General features: G+C 40.1%; 23 protein-coding genes. 12 read left to right on the top strand and 11 right to left on the bottom strand.

Annotated elements, in window-relative coordinates:
• The first annotated feature begins 24 nt into the window (after positions 1 to 24).
• Positions 25 to 672, top strand: coding sequence for a hypothetical protein (locus tag ACI4L0_RS08450; RefSeq protein WP_439799730.1), 648 nt, complete (start codon positions 25 to 27; stop codon positions 670 to 672).
• Between the two features lie 44 nt (positions 673 to 716).
• Here ACI4L0_RS08450 and ACI4L0_RS08445 read toward each other — a convergent pair whose 3' ends face one another.
• Positions 717 to 1163 (bottom strand): MarR family winged helix-turn-helix transcriptional regulator, encoded by a 447-nt coding sequence (locus ACI4L0_RS08445; protein ID WP_439799729.1) that lies wholly within the window; start codon positions 1161 to 1163, stop codon positions 717 to 719.
• 211 nt (positions 1164 to 1374) lie between these two features.
• Between ACI4L0_RS08445 and ACI4L0_RS08440 the strand changes: the two genes are divergently transcribed.
• The 4 genes from ACI4L0_RS08440 to ACI4L0_RS08425 all read left to right on the top strand — a co-directional run bounded on the left by ACI4L0_RS08440 (position 1375) and on the right by ACI4L0_RS08425 (position 7281).
• Positions 1375 to 2736, top strand: a complete 1362-nt coding sequence (locus ACI4L0_RS08440) for a TolC family protein (protein ID WP_439799728.1) — start codon at positions 1375 to 1377, stop codon at positions 2734 to 2736.
• A gap of 216 nt (positions 2737 to 2952) precedes the next feature.
• The gene (locus ACI4L0_RS08435; protein ID WP_439799727.1) at positions 2953 to 3858 is read left to right on the top strand and encodes an efflux RND transporter periplasmic adaptor subunit; all 906 of its coding nucleotides are present in this window, start codon (positions 2953 to 2955) and stop codon (positions 3856 to 3858) included.
• Between the two features lie 2 nt (positions 3859 to 3860).
• Positions 3861 to 7004, top strand: a complete 3144-nt coding sequence (locus tag ACI4L0_RS08430) for an efflux RND transporter permease subunit (protein ID WP_439799726.1) — start codon at positions 3861 to 3863, stop codon at positions 7002 to 7004.
• Positions 6997 to 7281 (top strand): PG0541 family transporter-associated protein, encoded by a 285-nt coding sequence (locus ACI4L0_RS08425; protein WP_439799725.1) that lies wholly within the window; start codon positions 6997 to 6999, stop codon positions 7279 to 7281. Before ACI4L0_RS08430 ends, ACI4L0_RS08425 begins: the two co-directional genes overlap by 8 nt.
• A gap of 251 nt (positions 7282 to 7532) precedes the next feature.
• Here the strand turns inward: ACI4L0_RS08425 and ACI4L0_RS08420 are convergent, their stop codons facing one another.
• Positions 7533 to 8810, bottom strand: coding sequence for a lipid II:glycine glycyltransferase FemX (locus ACI4L0_RS08420; protein WP_439799724.1), 1278 nt, complete (start codon positions 8808 to 8810; stop codon positions 7533 to 7535).
• A gap of 306 nt (positions 8811 to 9116) precedes the next feature.
• On the opposite strand from ACI4L0_RS08420, the gene ACI4L0_RS08415 reads away from it, so the two are divergent.
• From ACI4L0_RS08415 to ACI4L0_RS08405, 3 genes are all read left to right on the top strand, one after another.
• Entirely contained in the window at positions 9117 to 10457 is a 1341-nt protein-coding gene (locus tag ACI4L0_RS08415; RefSeq protein WP_439799723.1) for an MATE family efflux transporter, read from the top strand.
• A 15-nt stretch (positions 10458 to 10472) separates the two neighbouring features.
• Positions 10473 to 11336: an AraC family transcriptional regulator gene (locus ACI4L0_RS08410; RefSeq protein WP_439799722.1), complete on the top strand. Its 864-nt coding sequence runs from the start codon at positions 10473 to 10475 to the stop codon at positions 11334 to 11336.
• A gap of 88 nt (positions 11337 to 11424) precedes the next feature.
• On the top strand, positions 11425 to 12591 hold the full coding sequence (locus ACI4L0_RS08405) for an FprA family A-type flavoprotein (RefSeq protein ID WP_439799721.1): 1167 nt from the start codon (positions 11425 to 11427) through the stop codon (positions 12589 to 12591).
• A gap of 71 nt (positions 12592 to 12662) precedes the next feature.
• Here the strand turns inward: ACI4L0_RS08405 and ACI4L0_RS08400 are convergent, their stop codons facing one another.
• From ACI4L0_RS08400 to ACI4L0_RS08390, 3 genes are all read right to left on the bottom strand, one after another.
• A complete protein-coding gene (locus ACI4L0_RS08400; protein ID WP_439799720.1) occupies positions 12663 to 13223 on the bottom strand; it encodes a rubrerythrin family protein in 561 nt (186 codons plus the stop codon).
• Positions 13224 to 13617: 394 nt separating this feature from the next.
• Entirely contained in the window at positions 13618 to 15651 is a 2034-nt protein-coding gene (locus ACI4L0_RS08395) for a DEAD/DEAH box helicase (protein WP_439799719.1), read from the bottom strand.
• A gap of 1 nt (position 15652) precedes the next feature.
• A complete protein-coding gene (locus tag ACI4L0_RS08390; RefSeq protein ID WP_439799718.1) occupies positions 15653 to 17245 on the bottom strand; it encodes a site-specific DNA-methyltransferase in 1593 nt (530 codons plus the stop codon).
• Between the two features lie 134 nt (positions 17246 to 17379).
• Between ACI4L0_RS08390 and ACI4L0_RS08385 the strand changes: the two genes are divergently transcribed.
• Complete coding sequence (locus tag ACI4L0_RS08385; protein ID WP_439799717.1) at positions 17380 to 17721, top strand: helix-turn-helix domain-containing protein; 342 nt, start codon at positions 17380 to 17382, stop codon at positions 17719 to 17721.
• Positions 17722 to 17738: 17 nt separating this feature from the next.
• On the opposite strand, the gene ACI4L0_RS08380 is transcribed toward ACI4L0_RS08385, so the two are convergent.
• From ACI4L0_RS08380 to ACI4L0_RS08360, 5 genes are all read right to left on the bottom strand, one after another.
• Complete coding sequence (locus ACI4L0_RS08380) at positions 17739 to 18170, bottom strand: putative toxin-antitoxin system toxin component, PIN family (protein WP_439799716.1); 432 nt, start codon at positions 18168 to 18170, stop codon at positions 17739 to 17741.
• Positions 18171 to 18172: 2 nt separating this feature from the next.
• On the bottom strand, positions 18173 to 18457 hold the full coding sequence (locus ACI4L0_RS08375; RefSeq protein WP_439799715.1) for a type II toxin-antitoxin system RelB/DinJ family antitoxin: 285 nt from the start codon (positions 18455 to 18457) through the stop codon (positions 18173 to 18175).
• Between the two features lie 230 nt (positions 18458 to 18687).
• Entirely contained in the window at positions 18688 to 19032 is a 345-nt protein-coding gene (locus ACI4L0_RS08370) for a hypothetical protein (RefSeq protein WP_439799714.1), read from the bottom strand.
• On the bottom strand, positions 19029 to 19376 hold the full coding sequence (locus ACI4L0_RS08365; RefSeq protein WP_439799713.1) for a hypothetical protein: 348 nt from the start codon (positions 19374 to 19376) through the stop codon (positions 19029 to 19031). The genes ACI4L0_RS08370 and ACI4L0_RS08365 overlap by 4 nt, the downstream gene beginning before the upstream one ends.
• Positions 19363 to 20094 carry a DUF4417 domain-containing protein gene (locus tag ACI4L0_RS08360; RefSeq protein WP_439799712.1) on the bottom strand — a complete coding sequence of 244 codons (732 nt, stop codon included), beginning with the start codon at positions 20092 to 20094 and terminating at the stop codon, positions 19363 to 19365. Before ACI4L0_RS08360 ends, ACI4L0_RS08365 begins: the two co-directional genes overlap by 14 nt.
• Before the next feature lie 308 nt (positions 20095 to 20402).
• Here ACI4L0_RS08360 and ACI4L0_RS08355 point away from each other — a divergent pair, with 308 nt between their 5' ends.
• The 3 genes from ACI4L0_RS08355 (at position 20403) to ACI4L0_RS08345 (ending at position 21420) form a co-directional block, all read left to right on the top strand.
• A complete protein-coding gene (locus ACI4L0_RS08355) occupies positions 20403 to 20753 on the top strand; it encodes a helix-turn-helix domain-containing protein (RefSeq protein ID WP_439799711.1) in 351 nt (116 codons plus the stop codon).
• A 75-nt stretch (positions 20754 to 20828) separates the two neighbouring features.
• The gene (locus ACI4L0_RS08350; RefSeq protein WP_439799710.1) at positions 20829 to 21047 is read left to right on the top strand and encodes a hypothetical protein; all 219 of its coding nucleotides are present in this window, start codon (positions 20829 to 20831) and stop codon (positions 21045 to 21047) included.
• The gene (locus ACI4L0_RS08345; RefSeq protein WP_439799709.1) at positions 21037 to 21420 is read left to right on the top strand and encodes a PIN domain-containing protein; all 384 of its coding nucleotides are present in this window, start codon (positions 21037 to 21039) and stop codon (positions 21418 to 21420) included. Before ACI4L0_RS08350 ends, ACI4L0_RS08345 begins: the two co-directional genes overlap by 11 nt.
• Positions 21421 to 21586: 166 nt before the next feature.
• Here the strand turns inward: ACI4L0_RS08345 and ACI4L0_RS08340 are convergent, their stop codons facing one another.
• Positions 21587 to 22150 (bottom strand): 6-pyruvoyl trahydropterin synthase family protein, encoded by a 564-nt coding sequence (locus ACI4L0_RS08340; protein WP_439799708.1) that lies wholly within the window; start codon positions 22148 to 22150, stop codon positions 21587 to 21589.
• Positions 22151 to 22462: the final 312 nt, after the last annotated feature.

The raw sequence follows: 22462 nt of genomic DNA, 5'->3' as shown, positions 1-22462 counted from the left end.
TTTTCAGAGGTTTTGGGTATAACAATGCGGGTTTTATTTTTTTTATTTGCTTCACTTATTTTTTTTGGCTGCGGATATTCATCGGAAGACGGCTATTCGCAGGTAGATGTTTCGCAGAAAGCATATACATTCTGCAACGTACAGGATTTTACTTCAGTTTCCGGCGAAAGCGGAACAGTAATAAACGCAGTTGTATCTAAAGGAACTTGCAGCGGAAGAACACTCCGCAACTGGATTTTTCAGACTTCATTCGGAAAAGAGGTAGCAGGATTCGAGGGACTGGTAAAAATCGAAGAGAACATGAAGAGCGCAGGGTTTGAGCTTCTTGACACAAGCGACAACTGCGAGTCATGGTTCTTTATGGTTTGCAGCAACGGACAGTTCCAAATTGCAAGAAGCACAAAAAGCGAGAGCACAATAAAAATCATAAAAACCCTGACTGCCCAGGAAGCAAACATAAATCCCCTGGAATGGAACACCGTCAAACTTGAGATGCGCACAGACGGACAGGCAATGCTGTATCTGAACGGAAAAAAAGTCCACACTTTTTTCAATATTGAAATCACACCCGGCCGGTTCGCTATCTACTATCAGGCGATGGCAAAAAGCTACACTGAAGATGAAATGGCAATCGCGTATTATAAAATAAAGAGCATACAAACTTCAGAGTAACAATCTCCAAAAAAAATCAGCGGAAATAAATTTTCAAGCTTCCGCTATTCTTCCATTTCGGATGCGGATTTCTGGACTTTAAGCAGAAGTTCAATCAGCTTGTTCCGTTCATCTTTTGTAAGGTAGGCAGAAAGCGCTTTTTCGTGCAGATTTTTTTCCTTTTCGCTTGCAATTAAAACGTTTTCGCCTTTTTTTGTAAGCCGGACTGTTTTTGAAAGGTGCCCGTCTTTTTTTGTCATTTCCGTAGTGATGAATTCTTTTTCTTCAAGCCGCTTCAGAATTCCGTTTATTGTAGGGTGCGAAACGTCAAGGAAAACTTCAAGGTCTTTCTGCGTAGTCGTAAAATTTTCCTTATGGTAAATGAAAGTCATAACGCGAACTTGCGAAAAAGTCAGTCTGATTGACTTGAACTGCGCATTTGCAAGCCGTTCCATCTTGTCATTTATGTTTTTTAATAAAAATCCGATGTCTAAAACTAATTCTTCGTCCATATAGAAAAGTATATCCGCGCTTTTGTTTATTTTCAACAAAATTGAACTGTCCGTTCCTGGCGTTTTGCAGAAAATTTTTTCAAAAAAAATGAAATTTACTGTAACCTGCTACAGTATGCGTTGTCTTTTATAGTGTAGTGTGCTATAGTTACTGTATCGTACTACATATATATACAACGAGAACGGTTTTGCGTTCTCTGGAGGAAATGACATGAAAAATGTCTTTTGGGAACTTCTAAAGACTTCAGTTTTTAGAAGTAACTTTTTTCGTTTATTTTTTGTTCTGTTTTTTGCCTGGGGACCTTTGCAGGGCATTTTTGCGCAGGAAAAACTTGTCCTGACTGTTGATGAAGCGGTAAAGTGTGCGCTTGAAACTCACATTGACATTCAGCGGTCGGCAATAAAACTTGAACAGTCAAAAAGGGAATACGGTCATTCCTGGAACAAAGTGCTTCCGGCTGTTTCCGTTACGGGGTCAGCGGCGGAAAAACAAGGGTGGAAGGATTCAGAGTCTGACACTGTAAGCGTATCTGTGGGCGGAACGGCATCTCTTTCTCTGGATGCGGGGCTTTCCGATGCGATTAAGGCGTTAAAGTCAACGTACGAGGCAGGCAAAATTTCTTTTGACGATACTGTGCGCAGCACGGAAACTGCCGTGCGCAAAAGTTTTTACAGGCTTTTGTATTTAAAGCAGAGCCTTGAAACAAGCCGCAGCACGCTTGACTCGTACCAGAAGCAGTATGACCAGACAAAAAATAAATTCAGCAGGGGAGTTGTGCCTGAACTTGATTTACTTACGGCGCAGGTAAATCTTGAAACCGCACGGCCTGATGTAGACAGCGCGCTTGCCTCTTTTAATAACGGACTTCACGAATTCCTTGACACAATCGGAATTGAGCCGGGAACGGAAGTTGAACTTTCTGGAAGTCTTGACGATGCGGATTTAGTTTTGCCTGCGGATTATTCTCTGCTTGACGACTGCATCGAAAAATCTGCGTCAATCAAAAAACTTGAGCAGGATTTAAAAACTGCGCGCTACACAAAATCTGCAAAATTCAATTCGCTGTTTTTTCCGTCGCTTAACGTGAGCGCCTCTGTAAATCCTGAAATCTACACATACGACAGGAAAGCAGAAAGCGGAACTGAAACACCAGACTGGAGCGTTTCGGTTGGAATATCGCTTCCGATTGACAGCTGGATTCCCGGGTCATCAAGCCGTGATGCAGTTGCAAGCCTTGACGACACGATTAAGGACTACGAAGTTCAGCTTGAGGACTTGAAGAAAACCGTGCGAACTTCTACGGCGCAGAAACTTGACGACATCGCCCTTTCGCAGAAAACGCTTGAGGCGCGCAGAATGAATGTGGAGCTTGCAAAAAAATCGTATGCGATGACAGAAGAAGCCTACCAGCGCGGAACAAAAGATTTGCTTACGCTCCAGACTTCGCTTGACAAACTTCGCTCTGCAGAACTTCAGCTTAGGTCGGAGCAGTACAATCTTTTGAGCAATGTCCTTGAACTTGAAAATACGCTTTCCGTTCCGTCGGGAACTTTTATGAAGAAAGAAAACTAAGAGCAGGGTGAGGTCTACCGCTCCTGTGCCGCGGCAAGGATTGGAGGGGCAGGCTTGCCTGTTCCGGAGCAAAGCGGAGGAATGGAGCGACAGCGGAACCCCGGAAAGCCTGGTTTTTGAACGGCCTGCGACCGAAGCTCTGCGAAGGAAGCGGAGCGTTCAAAAAGCCGCCCGAATGATTAAAAAACTAAACTTTACTATTTATATGGAGAAAAAATGAAAATTACGAAAAAACGGATTGTGATGATAATTGTTGCTGCCGCCGTACTTGCGGTGATTGCGTGCATTCCAAAGCGCAAGATGGAACTGCCTTCTCAGGCGGAAACTGTCTACACGGTAAAAAGCGAGGAACTTAAAAAAGGCGACTTGCAGGAATATCTGCTTTTGAGCGGAAACGTAAAGGCGGACAATACGATTTCAGTTTATCCCGACATCAGCGGAAAACTTGTAAACGTTCCCGTAACGCTCGGAAGCTACGTCAAAAAAAATCAGCTCATTGCAGAAGTCGATCCGTCAGTGCCAGGTTCAATTTATGCCAAAAGCCCGGTGTACGCGCCGATTGAAGGCTACATTACATCGCTCCCTCTGACACAGGGAACGACAGTCGGAACTTCAACTGAAATTGCAAGAATCGGAAACATCAACAAACTTCAGATAGAAACAAAAATCCCCGAAGGGAAAATCGGCGTACTTAAAAACGGACTTACGGCACAGGTAAGCCTTGAAGCCTACAAAGGCGAAACATTCCCTGCGCATATTTTCAGAATAAGCCCGATAGTCGACGAAACATCGCGCACAAAAGAAGTCTACTTTTTGTTTGATACAAACGACGAAAGAATAAACGCCGGAATGTACGTCCGCATTAAGCTGAACACAGTCCTTCATAAAGACGTTATTTCGATTCCGAATGACTGTGTAATAACAAGTGCCGGAAAAAAATACGTTTTCGTCCTGAACGACGACATGAGCGTAACCCAAAAAGAAATTACAGGCGGCGTTACAGTAGATGCCCGCCTTGAAGTCTTGAGCGGACTTGCCGAAGGCGAAAAAGTAGTAGTCAGCGGAATGCAAGTTTTGACCGACGGCGTAAAAGTCAGGGACATTAGTGAAAGAGAGGAATAAATATGAGCGTTTCAAAAAAAGTTCTTGGGCATCCTGTCCTTACAATCTGCGTATTCGCCCTTATTGCGATAATCGCCGTGTTTACTCTGGGGAACGTGCAGATTGACTTGATGCCTGATATGGATATGCCGATTGCGATGGTCTACACAAGCTACGACAACGCCGGTCCTGAGTCAGTTGAAAAATCGGTTACGGAAATTCTTGAGTCGGGACTTATAAGCGTGAGCAACCTCCACAAAATGACATCGGAGTCTTCGGAAGGTTCTTCGCTGATTGCGCTTGAGTTCAACTACGGAACTGACATTGACGTTGCGGTAAACGACATTCGCGACAAGCTGGATATGGTAAAGGGAAATCTTCCTGACGATGCGGACACTCCGCAGATTTTCAAGTTTGATTCAAGTTCTATTCCTGTAATGACCCTTGCCCTGAACGGAAACAGAAGTGCGGACGAACTTCGCACCCTTGCAGACGACGTGATTTCCGACAAGCTGGAACAGACGGCGGGAATTGCGCAGGCTTCGGTTCGTGGCGGACGTGAGCAGATTGTGCGCGTTGAACTCAACCAGAACAGGCTTGACGCCTACGGACTTACGATTTCTTCCGTCGTTGGAACGCTTGCCCAGCAGAACATAGAAGTGGGCGGCGGCTCCGTGTACGAGGGAACCCGAAAGTATATGGTACGCACCACAGGCGAGTTTTCTTCGATTGACGAAATCAACAATACAGTGGTGGGAACTGTAAACGGCTACGACGTAAAACTTTCTGACATCGGAGAAGCGTTTATGGGTTACAAAGACCTTACGAGCGAAGTGTACATAAACGGAAAGCCCGGCGTATACATCGAGCTCCAGAAGCAGAGCGGAAGCAACACAGTGAACGTTGCAAATGCCGTTTACAAAAAAATCGCCGAGATTGAAGAAACTCTCCCTGACGGAATTACGATTGACATAATTTCTGACGATTCAGAATCTGTGCGCGATACGCTTCGTTCTTTGATTGAATCAATTTTGCAGGGATTCGTGCTTACAGTTTTAGTTCTCTTCCTGTTTTTGCGGAGCGTTAAGAGTACGCTCATTATGGCGATTTCAATTCCGTTCAGCGTTATGATTACGGTTCTCGTTATGGTCTTTACGGGAGTTACGCTGAATATGATTACGATGACAGGCTTGATTTTGGGAATAGGAATGGTCGTCGATGCTTCCGTCGTCGTAATCGAAAGCATTTATTCTTATCGTGAGCGCGGAACAAGTGCTTCTGTTTCTGCAGCCATCGGAACTCAGGAAGTTATGGCTTCGGTCGTTTCCGGCAACTTGACTACAATCTGTGTTTTCATTCCGTTCTTTGTATACAAGACGCAGCTTGATATGCTCGGCGAAATGTTTACGACATTGATGGTAGTAATTATCATTGCGCTTTTGGCTTCTCTTTTTGTCGCAATGTTCTTAGTTCCTGTTTTAGCCGGAAAATTCCTGAAGGTTGATAACCGTAAGGAAACTCCGATTAATAATAGATATTTAAAAAAGTGTGATGAGTCGGTCGGAAACGCAATTAACTGGGTAACAGGAAAGTACCGCAGGGGACTTCGTTTTGTGCTCAGACATCGGTTCTCTACAGTTCTTATTTCTTTTACGGTTCTTGCCGGCTCGATTTTGCTTTTCAAGCAGCTTCACATTTCGTTTATGTCAGACTTCAACGACACGAGCGTAGGACTGAACGTTGAACTTCCGCTTGGAACAAAACTTTCTGAAACGGAAAACGTCCTTGACCAGTTCTACGAAATTGCAAAAAGCGAAATCAAAGGCTACGAAAACATCGTCGTAAAAATCGGTTCTTCAAGCGGAATGTCTTTGAGCGCGGACACTTCGTACAAAGGTTCGATTACGATTACGCTTCCTGACGCGGCAAAACAGATTGACACAGCCGATTCGATAAAAGAAAAAATGCGCCGCCACTTTGACGACTTTCCGACTGCAACGTTCACTTTTGACGAAGGCAAGATGGAACAGATGACAGGAAGCGACATTGACGTGGCTTTTTCCGGCAACGATTTGAATTTAATTCTTGCAACCGCAAACGAACTCAAAGCGCTGATGAAAGAAAAAGTGCCTGAAGTTTCGGAAATTGAAATTGACCTTGAAGAAGGATTGCCGCAGGTTGAAATTAAAATTGACCGCGACCGCGCATCATCGTTCGGAATTTCTGTCAACACGATTGCAAACGAAATCAACTACAGCATAAACGGAAAGACCGCAACGATTTACAGGGCAGGCGGAGATGATTACGACGTCGTAGTCCTTCTGTGCGATTCAGACCGCGGCGACATTCCAGACCTTGAAAAAATCTACGTTGCAGGAACGAACGGACGTTATGCAGTTTCAAACTTTGCGGAAGTCATACGGAGCGTAGGCCCTGTTTCAATCAGCCGAGAAAACAAAAACAGAATCGTGCACCTTACGGCAAACCTTCTTGGTAATGCGAGCGCCGGCGAAGTTGAAGGGAACATAAAGCAGGTGATGAAAGAAAATATGATTGTGCCTGAAGAAATTACCGTGTCGTTTGAAGGTTCCTGGAAAGACACGATGGATATGATGAAGGTGTTTGTAATCATCATCATTCTTGCGGTCATTCTCGTATTCGGCGTAATGGCAGGAACTTACGAGTCGTTCAAAGAGCCGTTCATAAATATGTTCACGCTGCCGTTCTTGATAGTCGGCGTCATCGTAATTCATCTGATTACAGGGCAGTCGTTCAGTATGGTTTCGATGATTGGTGTCGTTATGCTCATCGGAATTGTCGTAAACAACGGAATTATTCTTGTAGATCAGACGAACCTTCTTGTGCGGCGCGGAATGAAAGTTCTTGACGCGTGCGAAGATGCCGGCGCTTCGAGGTTCCGTCCTGTAATGATGACGACACTCACGACGATTTTGGGAATGATTCCGATGGCGTTCTTCGGCGACGAGAATTCAAGTATGACTCAGCCAATCGGTCTTTGCGTAATCGGCGGACTTACTTCAAGTACAATCGTAACGCTTTTCATAATTCCAGTTCTGTACTCGCTCTTCAACCGCAAGGCAGACGACAAAAAGGATTTTGAAATGGACGAGGAACTCGTAAAACTTTTGGAGAAAAAGAATGATTAGGGTAGAAATAATTGCAAATCAGTCTATGCAGGAAAAAATCGTGAACAATCTGGAAGCGGCAATTCCCGGCTTTCTGTACACGGTCATTCCGCTTGTTCACGGGCGCGGCAAAAAATCGCGCAAACTCGGAACGACAACCTGGCCGGAAACGAACGTAATAATCATCGCATATTGCAGTGACGAGCAGGAAAAGACAGTGCGTACTGTAGTACAGTACATTAAGGAAAAGTTCCCGGACGAAGGGATAAAGATTTTTGTGTTGCACGACAGGGGGTGAGTTTCCGGAGAGAAAAAAATTATTGTGTAAAAATCTGGCGGTCTGCCTGTTTTAATATCTTGAGTACATATCGGGCAGGCGGAAAAATCTGATGTTTTGTCCTATACCTTTGTGTAAAAGGAATTATGCTCCGAAAAAAAATAATTCCTTTTAAGTAGTTTTTAGCCGGCTGATCGGTACGGAAAACAGGTGAAGGGCAGGCAGACCGCTTTTTTTTAACTGCAAATATCCGTCATTCTGTCAGTATGTTATTATGTTCCTGCATTTACATCGCGGAATTCTTCGCAGTTGGCAAATGTTTCGTACTGTTCCGGGCGGTATGGGTAATCCCAGCAGCCGCAGTAACGAGTAACTTCTCCGCCAAAGCCTGTCTTAAAGGTGTACAGTCCGTTCATAAAATGTGACGGTTTCCCATTCGGCGGAATTCCCAGAAGGTCGTATTTTGTACAGCCGGCTTTTCTTGCAAGAAGCATTGCTTCCCATTGCAGACCGTATCCCGCCATAAGATTTGAATAGTCCGGGTTAGAACCGGAAAACATATAGTACGCAGTTTTTCTGCACGTTGCTAAAATCATTCCGCTAAGAAGAATGTTGTTTTTTTCTGCGGCAAGAATATGAAATGAAGGTTCTGGAACTTGCGCCGTAACCGGCATTGAAGACGGATTTGAAGAAAGGATTTCATTTGTCTTGTTCTGATTGTTTTTTAATGCGCCGTTTTGATTCTGACTGTATGCAAAAAAATTATTGTGTGAGAAAGCGTCTGAGGGAGGTCCTTTTCCGCTGTCTTCGTGCGGACTTGCAACCGGCTTAAAGAAAAGACGTCCAGGTCCTTCCGGGCGGTTTATGAGTTGTATAAAATATTCAAGATTTTCAGTGTAGAACTGTTTTCTCTTTCCGGTAGAACGGTACAGTTTGTGCCATTCAGGCAGAAAGGCTTTCGGCTTTTCGCTGAAGATTACGTTTTCTTTGTAGGCGCGGCGTATGCAGTTTCGCGTTGTCTGCCTCATATTCCTGAGCAGCTGTTCGGGAGAAAGCTTTAAGTTTATGATGACTGTATCAGGGCAAAGGTGATCGCGCCGTGTTTTGCGAAGCGAATGTGTCCGGGTATTGTAATTCATCCGAAGTTCACGCATTTCGTTCCGGGGAAGTTCAGGAAAGTCTGCGGCGTTTCCGTAGGGCGATTTCCACTGTGTGTCAAACCTGATGCAGACTGTTTCTTCCGGTAAAAACTGACGGACGGCAAGAGCGGTCTGTTCCAGAAGAATTCCGTATTCTCCTTCGGGGATTTTTACGGACGGTGCTTTAGGTGCATACGCGTATAATCCTGCGGCTGTTTTTCTAAGGAGAACCATAAGCGGAAAGTCAATTCGTGCAGCGGCTGTGCTGTCTGCATCGTCGCGCTCATATCCGCACAAAAAAAATACAGCCTGCTGTCCGCAAGCTGTCTTAAATCTGCCCCAGAAGGCAGTCTGAAATAAATTGTCCTGTTCAGGGAAATCTTCCTGACGGACGCTTTGAATTGTAACCATAATGTTTCCGACTATAACAATAAAGGAAGAAATAATCAACATATACAAAGACAGCACAAATTCAGAAGAAAATTATCAACTGCATTTCTATAATGTGTGTAATCGGAAGTTGAAACAATCTTTTTGACTTTTTAATGGAGAGTGTAATAAAAACTTTGCCTGAAATAGCGTCAAAGTTTTTATTCACAAGTTTGCGTTGCAAACTTCCTTATCAACTGCTGTTCTTCATTACATTACAGAACAGCGTAAAAAGTCAAAAAGTTTGTTGAAACAATCTTTTTGACTTTTTAATGGAGAAATGTAACTATGGAAACAAGTACAATCAAAGAAAACAAGCTTAAAACAATACTTATGTTTTCTGTTCCAAGCATTATTGCAATGCTTTTGCAGACTGCAATAACAATAACAGACGGCTATTTTACCGGAAACTATGTTGGTGAAAACGCACTGGCGGCTATAAACCTTGGACTTCCGGTACTGTATTTTTACCTGGGCGTAGGACTGTGCATAGGCGTGGGCGGTTCTGTTATATGCGGAAGGCTTCTCGGTGCAAAAGATAAAGACAAGGCTTCCGAAGTTTTTTCGCAGACTGTCGTTACGGCCCTGATTATCTGCATATTAACATCGTTTGCGGTTTTTCTGCTGTTCAATCCGATTCTGAATGTGCTAAAAGCGGACGGCGAACTGTCAGGTTATTTCAACGAGTATTACAGGATAATGCTTTTTAACTATCCCCTGATGATTATGGGAACAATACTCGGAATGTTTATCAGGACAGATGGAAAACCGCAGGTATGTATGCTTGTAAGCATTGCAAGCTGCATTCTGAATGTCGTACTTGATTATATTCTTGTGGGAAAATTATCAATGGGAGTAAAGGGAAGTGCCGTAGCTTCTCTTATAGTTCAGATATTTGCAGTAATCGTTCAGCTTGCGTACTTTATAAAACCGTCAGTAAGCATAAAATTCAGGCATTTCAGTTTTGATAAGGACGTAAACAGGGAAACGATTATAAACGGTTCATCAGAATTTATCGGCGAAATGGCAGGGGCTGTATCAATGTTTGCATTCAACTATGTACTTATGAAATATGCTGGTGCAGAGGGTGTTGCCGCATTTACGATACTTGGCTTTGCAGTCTACGGATTTAATATGATAACTATCGGCTTCGGGCAGGGAATATCACCGCTTGTAAGCATTTGTTGGGGCGCAGGAGAATATGAATGTGCAATACAGATTCGCAGAATAACGAATAAGATACTTCTTGTGCTCGGTGCAGTATTTGCAGCATTCTTTATCTTCTTTGGAAAAAACTATGCCGCAGTATTCGGCTGCAGTGATACTGTTGCAGAGATGGTATCAGACGGATTTAAGATTTATGCTGTTACTTTTTTAGTTATGGGTTATGATGTTATAAACTCAATGTATTTTACAAGCTGCGGTGATGCAAAGAGTTCTGCGCTTATATCGTCCCTGCGCGGTATTGTGCTTCTGCTTGCATTTACATTCATTTTCTCTGCTTTATGGGGAATGACGGGAATATGGCTTACAGCCCCTGCAACAGAAGTTTTAACTGCCGCTGTTTCTGTTTACCTTATTGCAAGGGAAAAGAAAATTTTGAAAGCAGGTGACAAAAACGGAAGGTGATACGAGGTGATACGAATGGAAGAAAAAGATAATGATGTAATAAGAAGTGCGGTCATCAATAAAGCGATAAGCTATATTTTTGACCACATAGAAGAAGAGATTACCGTTGATGATGTTGCTAATCACTGCTGCTATTCAAAGTATCATCTTATGCGAATGTTTAAAGAGCACACTGACGAGGCTCTGTATCAGTTTATAAAGCGCGTCCGTCTTGAAAGAAGTGCCTGGAGGCTCAAAGTCGAAAAGGGAAAGAGCATATCGGAAATAGGCGCAGACTATGGATATTCTTCGTCAAATTTTGCAACGGCATTCAAGAAGCATCTTAATTTATCGCCGGCGGATTTCAGAAAGAAAAGCGAACAGATGGTTCAGCAAAGCTCTTTTTCTCACGGCATATCAATGGACGAACTTGAAGAAGCGGAAAAACTGATAACAATCGAGCAGCTTCCAGAATATCTTGTTGTGTACGAGCGAAAGAAAGGCAATTATCATGACCTTCCGGAAGAATGGTGCCGCTTCATCAAAAAGTATGAACATCTTTGTTCTGACAGTACGCTCTATATTGAAGCGACCATTGATGACCCGAGCATTACTGATGAAAACAGATGTATGTATGAACTGTGCCAGACAATTTCTCCCGAGTGCCTTACGCAAAAAGAAAACAGCGGACTTTTAACTCATACATTTGAAGGCGGAAAATATGCAGTATATCACTTTAAGGGATTTCCGCAGTTTCTGTTTATGGTCTATCAGGAAATTTTTTGCAGATGGCTTTCAAAAACAGGCAATCAGCTTGATGACAGGCCGATATTCGACATATACCGGAATGTACGGGAAGACGGATATATGGAAATTGACATTTGTTTTCCGCTTAAATAAAAAGGCAGCCTGTACACTCATCAAAAATAGTTATAGAATGATTTTATAATAAAAAACTTCTTAATACACTTTTTTTGATGAGGGCAATATGAAAATTTCAGATTCAGTAAAGTATGTCGGCGTGAATGACCACGAAATAGATTTGTTTGAAGGACAGTTTGAAGTTCCGCTTGGAATGGCTTACAATTCTTATGTAATCATTGACGACAAGATTGCAGTAATGGACAGCGTTGACCGGAACTTTGGCGATGAATGGCTTAAAAACATTGACGGCGTTCTTGAAGGAAAAACGCCTGATTACCTGATTGTTCAGCACATGGAAATGGATCATTCTGCAAACGTCCTTTCATTTATGCAGAAATTCCCGGAGGCAAAAATAGCCGCTTCCAAAATGGCATTTACAATGATGAAAAATATGTTCGGCACAGATTTTTCAGACCGTCAGATTGTAATTGCAGAAGGCTCTAAAATTGAACTTGGAAACCACACATTGAATTTCATTACCGCGCCAAACGTTCACTGGCCGGAAGTAATAATGACTTATGAATCTTCAGAAAAAATTTTGTTCAGCGCAGATGCTTTCGGAAAGTTCGGGGCAAATGACAAGGAAGACCCGGAAGGCTGGGCATGCGAGGCTCGCCGTTATTATTTTGGAATAGTCGGAAAATTCGGGAGCAGCGTTCAGGCACTTCTTAAAAAGGCTTCAAATCTGGAAATACAGAAAATCTGTTCCCTGCACGGGCCTGTACTTGATTCTGAAATCAAAACTTACATCGACTATTACAGCACCTGGTCATCATACGATGCAGAAACAGAAGGCGTTTTCATCGCTTACACTTCGGTATACGGAAACACAAAACAGGCAGCAGAAAAACTTGCGGAACTCCTTAAAGCAAAAGGCTGTCCTAAGGTTGCTATTGCCGATCTTGCACGCGAAGATACTTATGAATGTGTAGAAGACGCATTCCGGTACAGCAAGCTTGTTCTTGCGACTACAACATACTGCGGCGGTATTTTCCCGAAGATGCGTGAATTTATCTCTCATCTTGCAGAACGGAATTTCCAGAAGCGGACGGTTGCCTTAATAGAAAACTGTTCCTGGGCACCGGCTGCCGTAAAAGGAATGACGGCAATGCTTGAACCGCTCAAAGACATTAAAATCATTGACGAAAAAGTGACTGTCAAAATTGCCGTAACAGATGAAACTGTCAGACAGCTTGAAGTCCTTGCAGAAAAACTGACTGACAGCCTGTGATAAAAAAAAGTTACATTCAAGGTTAACACTGAAAAATCCTCTATAGGATTTATTCAGTGTTTCCTTAGCATCTAGCCCCAGGTGCGGACTAAGTCGTAGTTATCTTCCGTAACCTGAATGTATGCGTTGTATTCGTCACAAGTCGGGCAGTATTCAGGAGCAGAAGGACCTACTACGATGTGACCGCATTTGAGACATTCCCATACTTTTACAGAACTGTCTTTAAGCTGTGCAGATGCGGCATCTTCTTCTTTTAAAAGTGAGCGGTAGCGTTCTTCGTGGCGTTTTTCAATGGCAGCGACTGCGCGGAATTTTTTTGCAAGTTCAGGGAAGCCTTCTTTGTCAGCAGTTTCCGCAAATTTTACATACATATCAGTCCATTCGTAATTTTCGCCCTCAGCCGCAGCCGTAAGGTTTGCCTTTGAATCTCCGATTCCTTCAAGTTCCTTAAGCCACATTTTTGCATGGTTTTCTTCGTTTACGGCAGTCTTTGTAAAAACATCGGCAATTTTGTCGTTGCCTTCTGCCTTTGCAACCTGCGCAAAGTATGTGTACTTATTTCTGGCCTGTGATTCGCCTGCAAAGGCTGCCAGAATGTTTTTTTCTGATTCAGTTCCCGTGTATTTACCCATTTGTATACTCCTATAAAAAGTCAATCAGGAAGTTTAACTATTCCAGTTTGCAACGCAAACTTTGTGAATAAAAAGTTATTTTTACAAACTCTGATTATAATGAATTTGATGATAAAAATAAAGGAATAAATAAAGGTAAATAAAGGAATATTCTGTATATTTTGTTATGTATATGAGAAGTTTAAATTGTCGCAATTACTTGGGTAATTTTGTGCGGACGAATCACAGGGTTTTTAAAGAGAAATCTTTCTTCAGGTTTATGATTTTAGGAAAGTGCTGATTAACACTTGAAGCGATTACTCAGCACTTCCCGTCAAATTGCCGTAAGTCATTGACTTACGGACAATTAGCAACATGCAAGGTTAACACTGAAAAATCCTCGGGTAGGATTTATTCAGTGTTTCCTTAGGAAAGATTTTATAAATTCGTCTTTTGTAATTGTTTCGCCCTTGCCGTCGGAAAAACGCGTAATCTGCCATTGTGCTTTGTCCAGAACAGGAAGGTAAAAAATATGTCCTGTCTTTTTTGATGCTTCCCTATAACAGGCTTTGAGGGCATTCACTTTATTTTTGTATTCTTCTTCGTCTATATTCAGAGAGGACGATTTGTTTACGCTTTTTACTTCAAAAATGTGAATTTTTCCGCTTTTATCTTTCATTACAAAATCAGGATATGAAGAATGAATGCCGTCAAGATAATATTCAAATTTTATCTGGGAATTCAGAGGAAAATTCTTGCCCCACAAAAAGCGGCTCGTTTCAAAAAGTTCAGACTGTTTTTTTGTGCAAGTTCCGATTGAAGATGAACGAATGTCCTTGAGTACTTCCGCCCATTTTTTTTCGGCTTCGCTGTCAAATGAAAAATCAGTACAAAAATCTTTTCTGTACCAAATCCAGTCGTCAAGCGTCAGGCTGTTCTGATTTTCCACAAAGCAGCTTTCAAGCGGGAAACAAACTTCATCGCAGGTGACCATGCTTTTTTCGTAATCGCAGATGTATTTCTCGTATGATGATTTTATTTCGCCCAAATGTTCGACAAAAACAGTCCATTTTTTGTAGCTGTCTGAATACTCGTAGCAAAGTGACTGGATGTCATTTTCCTGTTTTTGCAAATTTCGGTACATTTCAAAAATTGAAGGGTGTGTCAGACTGTCGTCTTTCAAATTATCCAAAATTTTTTTCAAGTCCGGATTCTGTGCTTTTTTTAGCCCCTGTAATTTTACAGGCGTTATGCGGAAGTTTTCTTCAATTTCATAATCTGTACAAAGCCTTACCTGTCGCGGGAGATTTTCTTTTTTTGGAAGAATTCCCCAGATCCAGGCGGTACAGGCAAGGTGTTTTGCTTCTTCGCTCAAGTTTTCAAAATCAGGCAGCCGTGGATTTCTTCTTACGCGTCCCATAACCTGTTCATCAAGCTGTTTGCTTTTTGAATCTCGAATCTGATAAAGCATGCACGCCCTCGGGATATCCCAGCCTTCTGAAATTACCATTTTAAATATGATTACGGAAACAGAAGATGCTTTTCCCTTCATATAATCTTTCCATTTAAAAAGCGGAAGTTTTTTTAATCCTGAATCGTTTGTTTCGCCGCCTTTATCGTTTATATAAACCCATTTCAATTCCTGATGATTTTGCAGTGCAGGCATTATCGTGTTTTTAAGTTCCTCTTCTGCCTTTTCCTTGTTTGAAATCTGAATTATAAAGCACGGATTTACATCAAGCAGATTTATGTAATCACTGCGGATTGCTTCAAACTTTTGAAGCGCAGAATCAAGGGAATCGTTTTTATCGCACTCTTCAACTTTTTTTATGAGTTTTGCATTTTCTGCATCAGTATTTGAAATTTCTACATCAGGTTCCTGCTTTCTTGAAAGTTTTGGCGTTGCAGAAAAATTGATAACGGCACCAAAATATTCTTTCAGTTCGTCAAGGTTGCTTGTTGCAATGTGACATTCATCTTTTATAAGGTAGATTTTTTTTAGAGGACTTTTCATAAAAGTGTCACCTGTAAGCGAAGAAAGAAAATTGACAAAAGTTCCTTCTTTTTTGAGCTTGCTTGAATCTTTGTACAAGTCGCGGGGCAGAACATAAACATTGTATTCCAGAGGAATAAAAAGACTTCCTTCTCCGCTTGAGTCTGAATTTATCAAAAACGGATTGATAGCTGTAAAAGTTCCGTTTTCTGAAAGTTCCTTGAATGAATTAAAATTCTGGGCTGCAAGGTTGCTTTTTGAAAGCGTTGAAACTATAAAAACAGCGTCCTTATTTGCAGAAATTACGCGGTTCATAAAATCTGCCATCATGTAAGTTTTGCCAGAACCTGTGGGTGCTTTAAATGTGATTTCTTTTTTGCTGCCTGCCACATTCATAAGGATTTTTGTAAGTTTTGTTACGGCATTTTTCTGTAAATCTTTTGCTTCCTGCAGCATTTTATTCTTCCACCTTTTTCTGTGTTTTTTCAAAATTCTGGCATACCCAGTCAATTTTTTCTTTGAGCGAGTTAAATTTCTCTTTTCCATAAAGTGTTTCGTCGATTACGTCAAAAGCAGTATTTCCTTCTGCCGTTTCAAAATTTGCAACCGAGCCGATTTCGTAAACATCAAGATTTCCGCCGTAAGGAGTGTTGTCTTTTATCCACGGAAAATCTTTTGTGCCGTCATAACATTCGCCAGTCATGATTCGCTTGAGTCGTTTTGCCGTTACATCGTAAGCAATTCCGTTTGGATTAATGTCAGTTTTTTCGTTGAGCTGGCAGAGAATAAAAGTCCTGTTCCCGCCGTCCTGCCTGTTCAAGTCGAGGACTGCGTGCCCTGTAGTTCCGCTGCCTGCGAAGAAGTCGAGGATTGTGGAAGAAGATTTGGAAGATATTTTTATAAGATGACTTACTAAATCTACAGGCTTTGGATTTGCAAAAGGAACTTTTTCTGGGAAAATTTCTTTTAGCAATTTTGTTCCTACTGAATTTTGATATTTTGTTTCATCAAAATATGCTTTATGTACTTTATATATAGTTTGGTCTTTTGATTCATCAAAATAAATTTTTCTATGAATTTTATCATTTTTTACAAACAAATCTTTATTTGATATTTCAAATTTTTCTTTACTCCACATCCAACGACCATCTTCTCCATTCACTTTGTTCGGCAGGAAAACTTTTTTAACATTTGCGCTTTCTTTAATTGATAAAGTTTCATCATTAAGCAGATATATTGGATAATATAATTTTGGTCTTGCTTTTCTCGTTGCATCTGAACCAGTTGCTTGCAAAGAACCTGTCATATATCTTCCTTTCTCATCGCTATAATTATATTCTTTTTCTCCAACAACTTCTTTTTGAAATTTAAAAGAAAATTTATTTTTCAAATAACATAAAACATAATCATACGGCTTTCTTAATTCATAGTCTGCATTAACAGCCGCAGCTCCTGCACCAGTTTTTCTAGGAGCAGAACATACAAAATTCTCCTCCCCGAAAACTTCATCAAACAGGCACTTAACATAAGCTTGATTTTTATCATCTATACTGCAAAAAATTACGCCCTCGTCAGACAAAAGCTGTTTTGCAAGAATGAGCCGCGGATAAAGCATGGAAAGAAGATTGTCGCGGGTAATGGCGTTTTCATAGTTCGTTCTGGCAAAATCGCCCATGCTGTCTTTTCCGTAAGGCGGGTCAATGTAAATCACATCAATTGCGCTCCTGTACTGAATCAAAAGGTTTTGGAGCACCTCGTAGTTGTCGCCGATAATCAGCTTGTTTACAGGTTTTGCGCCGTCAGTATAAAAAGAAAGTTTTTCGTTTTTGCGGAAATAACGAATGCTTTCAGACATTTTTTCAAGCCGTTTGTCAAAATGAAGACCCGTACGCTTGTATGTTGTTCCCAATGCCGCAATGTTTATCGCCTCGTCTTTTGATTCTGCATTTTGAATAAGTTTTATAAGAAGACTGGCATTTGACGGTTCAAGAATTTTATCCTGCACGCGCCTGTTGATTTCTTCAATAAGTGATTGTTTGATTTCGTTCATATTTTTTCTCGGAATGGATTAAGATTATTACCTACTTTTTTAAATCGGATTGGTAATTACCTACCTTTAGAGAAAATTGTGGTATTTACCTAATTTAAAGTGAAAAAGTTGGCAATTTCCTAAAAATGAAAAATATGAGTAATTTTTGGGAACGCGTTGATGAAGAATTAGAATACAAGGGAATGAACAGAAAAGCCCTTGCTACAGAAGTTGGTTTTAATCTTGCAAATATCGGAAAAGGAATTCAGTTAGGTTCCTCCCCTTCCGCCGACACCGCCGTAAAAATCGCAAAAGTCCTTAACGTTTCCGTGGAATACCTTGTAACAGGACAAAGCCAGACACTAAAAAACGAAGGCATCGACATCAAAAAATACAAAGAATATTCAGACCTGATTGCAAAACTCGACACCCTTGGCGAAAATCAGAAACAACTCGTAAAAACAATCATAACGCAAATGAGCGGGTGGAAAGTTTAAGGTAAAGACATGCAAATTTATTGTAGAGATTCGTTTTCACTTTGCATTATTTCTACTAATTCTGTTGGTGTTACAACAAAAGGTTTTTTGGGAAAATGTTTGCCGTTCCCGGTTACAAGAAATGCCTCCCTGTCTTGAGCTGACAAAGTTACTGCATAGAATACAACATCCTTTGGGTCAGGCATTTGCTCTTCTACTTCTGATATTTCTGTAATTTCAAGACCATTATCCATAATGTCTTTTAACAGATTTATGATTATATTTTCAGGAAGTTTAAATTTTTTGCGTCTTAATACATCATTATATTCCCTTATGATTTCCTCAGAAAAAACAGGAATTATATTTCCAACTGCAAGAAAACGCAAAATTCTTACAACTGGAGAATTTTCATTTTTGGTAATCAAAGCGGAAACAAGTACATTAGTATCTATTACGACATACTTTTTCATATTTATTTTTCTGCCCTAACAGCTTCAATTTCTGCATTTATCTCATCAATTGACATTTCGGGAACATTGTTTTTCTGTATGGATTTTCGTGCTTCATTGTAAACATTCCATCTTTCAGATAAGGAATCATTTCTCAAGTCAAAGGGAAGACCACCTACGGCGATGCTTTTTTTGAAAAATATTCTTATTGCAGTCGGTAAATCCAAACCAAGAGATTCATATATATTTGTAACATCTGTTTTTGTTTCAGCATCAATTTTTACCTGCACCAAACTTGAATTTGCCATAGCAATACCTCCAAAAAAGTATTTATTAGTATTACTTTAACATACTTTTAGATTTTATTCTATTAAAAATATTTTAATGATAAACAAACGGATTTGCTCAGAACTAACATTCTTCGCTTTTTCGTGAGCATCGTTAGATGCGAACAAATCCGTTTGTTTTTTTTCTTCTGGTAAGTCTTTCAATCAAATGAAAAGTTTAAGACAAAAAATAACATCGCTTTGCTACAAAATTATTTTCCGTCACCCTTGTGCGGTTCTTGTAAATAAGATTTTGCAGATTCAATCCATTCTTCTTGAGAAACTTTGGAAAGATATTGCGGGATTCCTTCATAAAACTGTTCGGTCATCAGGTATTCCAAAGCAAGTGCATAGCCATAATCGTCTCCGATTTGTTTATCTTTCATAAATTGCTGAAATTCCACAAAATATGCCGGGTCTGCCGAAGATTCCTCTTTCCATAAAAAAGGATTGATTTCACTCAAAAACTGCCCTAATTCTTCATCTTTCGTTTTCTGTTCATCATATTGCGAATCAAGTGCAAAATAAATCAATGAAAATAATTCAAAATCTGTCATTTGTTACCTCGCTTAAATGGATTTTTAAATAGTCCAGTATCATTATCCCAGTGTTTTGGAGTACGGTTATAACCACCATCGCTCAAAACACCTTTATAAACTTTTGCCCAATATTGTCCGCCATTTTTTGCACTTTTAATATACCATCTACAGCCATCTTTATCAGTACCTTTATAGGCAGACTTTGTATTTATCAGATTTAGCAAAGTCTTCCGGTTTTTGCTTGTATTGGCAAGATGACCTGGTCTTACTGCAAATATGTGATTAATCTGAGCTTTTTTTCGTGGCAAGGAATTTCTTGCACCATGGGTATTATAATATCTTCCAGAATTACCAGTTCCCATTTTTCTCTCCTAAACATAGTATATCTGCATAATTATAAGAACTAACTTGCTTCTTATGCATAGTAGAAGTCCAATCAGGAATATGAATAAATCTTGTCAGATATTTGAAATCTCCAAATATGTTTAATGGCATCGGACCGTAAACAATTACATATTCAGGTTGTAATTCAACAATAAGAGCACGAAGACCTTCCTTAAAATAAAAACGCTTTTGCGTTCCTTGAATACATCCGTAAGTTCCAATGGAAACAATACTTTGCTTTTCAATTCCTAAAAAAGCAAATGGAAGTTCGCCTGGAATTTTTCTCATATAAGACCGTTCATCACCCCATCGAACATTTGGAATGACATAAATTCCTTGTTCCTGCATATAGTGTGCAACCTGTCTGTTTAAATAAACATTTGTCATTTGCAATACAAGCGGCATATCAAAATAGAGAGAACAATCAGGAGAAACGACACCTTGGAACTTTTTCAAAAATGATATTTCTTCCTTTGTCTTTGTTAGGATTTTTCTGAAATTAATATCATGTTCGTAAAAACATACAAATTCAGAAAAATCTTTAGACTTTCTACACTGACTAAAAGGAATCATTTTTTTTGGAAGAATAAACTCTGCCGGTTTTTTTATTGCAGGTATCTCCAAAAAACCACAGAAGACGGCATTTTCAACAAGTTCAGCGTTAAAGCCGTCATCAATTATTGAATCAATATGCATAGCATACCTCCATTTTTTTACACATCTCCGTGTATGGCGGATCTATGTAAATAACATTTGAATATTCTCAAAAAAGGCGGTATTCTATGAGAAGGATTTATGGCTGGTAACTATAATCCTCTCAAGAAATCCTTTTTTGAGAACCAACCTTTGTATCGGTACTTTTTTTCTAGAATCGTACCGTACAAAGGTTTTTTACTTTTTAAGAACCTTTTTGTTTTAGTCCTTATGAAAAGGAGTATATACAATTATTTGAAATATTTCAAATATAAATTGACTATTTGAATATTTTCTTTTATAGTTGAGCTATGAGTTATTTTTGGCAAAATGTTGATACGGAATTAGCCTACCAAGGAATGACAAGAAAAGAACTTGCTGAAAAAGCAGAGTGTTCTGTAAGTATTTTTACAAAAGGCAATAAAATAAACTGTGAACCTTCTGTTATACTTGCAATGCGTATAGCGAGTATATTAGGAGTATCTATTGATTATTTGCTAACAGGTAAAACCAATGTTAATGAAGACTCTTCAAAGATTGAAAATTCAGAACAAATCCGCCTGTATCGAAAATATCATAAATTAATCAAAAAGTGTGAAAATCTTTCTCCCGAGAATCTGTCTTTACTTATAAAACTTGCTGATGCTTTGGATAAAAAGTAAACTGGACACAAACAAAAAGCACTGATTTTTCTTTGTAAATATGCTATACTAAATAAAAACTCAGGAGGTGGTTCTATGGTTTCTGTAAAAGGTTATTTTGACGGACAGAATTACATAACGGAAGGTAATGTTGCAGTAAAAAAAGACCAGCGTGTAATCATCACTTTTCTTGATGAATTTAACAGTCCCAAGCGAAACTTAAAAAAATTTGTAGGCAAAGTCAGTAAATCGGATTCCGAATTGATAGAAAAAGCCATAACTGAAGGTCGCAAGGTGGATAAAAGTGAATGGTAAACTTGTTGATACAAATGTAATTATCCGCTATATCAAAGATGAAGATAACCTTGATGATATTTTTGAAGAGGAAAACTTGTATTTTTCTTCCACAACGCTTGGAGAACTTCTTTTTGGTGCAGAATGTTCCTCTCGAAAAATAGAGAATGCTGAGGTCTACAAGGAATTTTGCAGCGAACTTGAAGAAATAAAACCAGATTCCTTTGTGACTCCTTTTTATGCAAAAATAAAAAACCAATTAAAACAAGAAGGACATCCAATTCCAGAAAATGACATATGGATTGCTGCCTGTGCAATGGCGTATAATTTGACTCTTGTTACAGCAGATAAACATTTTTCGTTTATAAAAGGGCTTTTACTCGAAAACAGATAATAACCAAAAAGAACTCGTAAAGACAATCGTATCAAAAATGAGCGAATGGAAAGTTTAAGGCAAAGTCAAGAAAAAATCTATTCAGCCAGATTTTTATGCCATACTCTTACCCGTGCCCTAAAGGGAGCTTCAGAAAATCCGCAGAAGAGCACGGCAGTGTAGGGAACTATTTTTTATATCCGCACTTAGGGCATACGCCGTTTTCGTTCAGGGCGATGCCGCATAGAGGGCATCTGTCTTTTGTTCCTGTTACGTCGTATTCCTGCGAGGCGGCGTTTACTCCGCTTGTGAAAGTGAGCTTTGCAATGTTCAGCTTGTCTTTTAAGAGGTCATAGACGATTTTAATCATTCCCTCTACTGTCATCGTTTCTTTTGTAACTACAAGCCGGCAGTCCGGGTAAGCGGTTGCAAGTTCCGTTTTGAACGCAGGGCCTTTCATCTTGTTGGTCGGCGCGCCGTTTTTTATTCCCTGTTCCTCGTAAACCTTTAAAATTGCAGGCAAAAGCGGGTCGTCTTCGCGCAAAATCAAAGCGTGGTCAAAGTTCTTGAGGACTTCCCATGCTGTTTTTTGAATTTCATTGCACGGAAAAACCATATTTACACCGGATTCTACCGAATCTTCAACTTCGATAGTAAGCTTACCTGTGTGTCCGTGCAGATACTGAGCCTCACCTTTAAAACCGTAAAAACGGTGTGCATACTGCAAATCCAAAGTCGTAATGCTTCTCATAATTTCCTCCTCATTCAATATGTATGGAATAAATCGCAGATTTTAACAAAACAAAACCTGCTGATAAAAGTATATAAGCGTTTTTTTTAATTTTCAAATCTTTTTTTTGCGTTTTTTATAAAAAAAAGACCGGAGCTTTTCCTTGCAACACAGGCAGCCCTGATAGTTAAATCAAGGCTGCCTGTGTTCGGTTTAAAAACATCTGCCCTTATCCGGCAATAGTAACAGGATTGCTGCATGCAAGCGAATATGTTTTCCTTGTGGCTTTCCCGGAAGTGCTGTTTGTTTTAAGGACAATACAGTAGGGAACTC

Source organism: Treponema sp., from assembly GCF_051883275.1.
In the GTDB taxonomy this organism is placed as follows: domain Bacteria; phylum Spirochaetota; class Spirochaetia; order Treponematales; family Treponemataceae; genus Treponema_D.
Note: the sequence above shows the minus strand (reverse complement) of the source record. Positions and strands in the feature narration are given on the sequence as shown.

What these genes read in the sequence shown, in the direction of transcription:
- ACI4L0_RS08390 (WP_439799718.1), bottom strand. Translation starts at nt 17,245, where the DNA reads ATGAACGAAATCAAACAATCACTTATTGAAGAAATCAACAGGCGCGTG.
- ACI4L0_RS08400 (WP_439799720.1), bottom strand. Translation starts at nt 13,223, where the DNA reads ATGGGTAAATACACGGGAACTGAATCAGAAAAAAACATTCTGGCAGCC.
- ACI4L0_RS08440 (WP_439799728.1), top strand. Translation starts at nt 1,375, where the DNA reads ATGAAAAATGTCTTTTGGGAACTTCTAAAGACTTCAGTTTTTAGAAGT.
- ACI4L0_RS08410 (WP_439799722.1), top strand. Translation starts at nt 10,473, where the DNA reads ATGGAAGAAAAAGATAATGATGTAATAAGAAGTGCGGTCATCAATAAA.
- ACI4L0_RS08445 (WP_439799729.1), bottom strand. Translation starts at nt 1,163, where the DNA reads ATGGACGAAGAATTAGTTTTAGACATCGGATTTTTATTAAAAAACATA.
- ACI4L0_RS08420 (WP_439799724.1), bottom strand. Translation starts at nt 8,810, where the DNA reads ATGGTTACAATTCAAAGCGTCCGTCAGGAAGATTTCCCTGAACAGGAC.
- ACI4L0_RS08350 (WP_439799710.1), top strand. Translation starts at nt 20,829, where the DNA reads ATGGTTTCTGTAAAAGGTTATTTTGACGGACAGAATTACATAACGGAA.
- ACI4L0_RS08385 (WP_439799717.1), top strand. Translation starts at nt 17,380, where the DNA reads ATGAGTAATTTTTGGGAACGCGTTGATGAAGAATTAGAATACAAGGGA.
- ACI4L0_RS08375 (WP_439799715.1), bottom strand. Translation starts at nt 18,457, where the DNA reads ATGGCAAATTCAAGTTTGGTGCAGGTAAAAATTGATGCTGAAACAAAA.
- ACI4L0_RS08355 (WP_439799711.1), top strand. Translation starts at nt 20,403, where the DNA reads ATGAGTTATTTTTGGCAAAATGTTGATACGGAATTAGCCTACCAAGGA.
- ACI4L0_RS08450 (WP_439799730.1), top strand. Translation starts at nt 25, where the DNA reads ATGCGGGTTTTATTTTTTTTATTTGCTTCACTTATTTTTTTTGGCTGC.
- ACI4L0_RS08360 (WP_439799712.1), bottom strand. Translation starts at nt 20,094, where the DNA reads ATGCATATTGATTCAATAATTGATGACGGCTTTAACGCTGAACTTGTT.
- ACI4L0_RS08380 (WP_439799716.1), bottom strand. Translation starts at nt 18,170, where the DNA reads ATGAAAAAGTATGTCGTAATAGATACTAATGTACTTGTTTCCGCTTTG.
- ACI4L0_RS08395 (WP_439799719.1), bottom strand. Translation starts at nt 15,651, where the DNA reads ATGCTGCAGGAAGCAAAAGATTTACAGAAAAATGCCGTAACAAAACTT.
- ACI4L0_RS08435 (WP_439799727.1), top strand. Translation starts at nt 2,953, where the DNA reads ATGAAAATTACGAAAAAACGGATTGTGATGATAATTGTTGCTGCCGCC.
- ACI4L0_RS08405 (WP_439799721.1), top strand. Translation starts at nt 11,425, where the DNA reads ATGAAAATTTCAGATTCAGTAAAGTATGTCGGCGTGAATGACCACGAA.
- ACI4L0_RS08415 (WP_439799723.1), top strand. Translation starts at nt 9,117, where the DNA reads ATGGAAACAAGTACAATCAAAGAAAACAAGCTTAAAACAATACTTATG.
- ACI4L0_RS08430 (WP_439799726.1), top strand. Translation starts at nt 3,861, where the DNA reads ATGAGCGTTTCAAAAAAAGTTCTTGGGCATCCTGTCCTTACAATCTGC.
- ACI4L0_RS08340 (WP_439799708.1), bottom strand. Translation starts at nt 22,150, where the DNA reads ATGAGAAGCATTACGACTTTGGATTTGCAGTATGCACACCGTTTTTAC.
- ACI4L0_RS08425 (WP_439799725.1), top strand. Translation starts at nt 6,997, where the DNA reads ATGATTAGGGTAGAAATAATTGCAAATCAGTCTATGCAGGAAAAAATC.
- ACI4L0_RS08370 (WP_439799714.1), bottom strand. Translation starts at nt 19,032, where the DNA reads ATGACAGATTTTGAATTATTTTCATTGATTTATTTTGCACTTGATTCG.
- ACI4L0_RS08365 (WP_439799713.1), bottom strand. Translation starts at nt 19,376, where the DNA reads ATGGGAACTGGTAATTCTGGAAGATATTATAATACCCATGGTGCAAGA.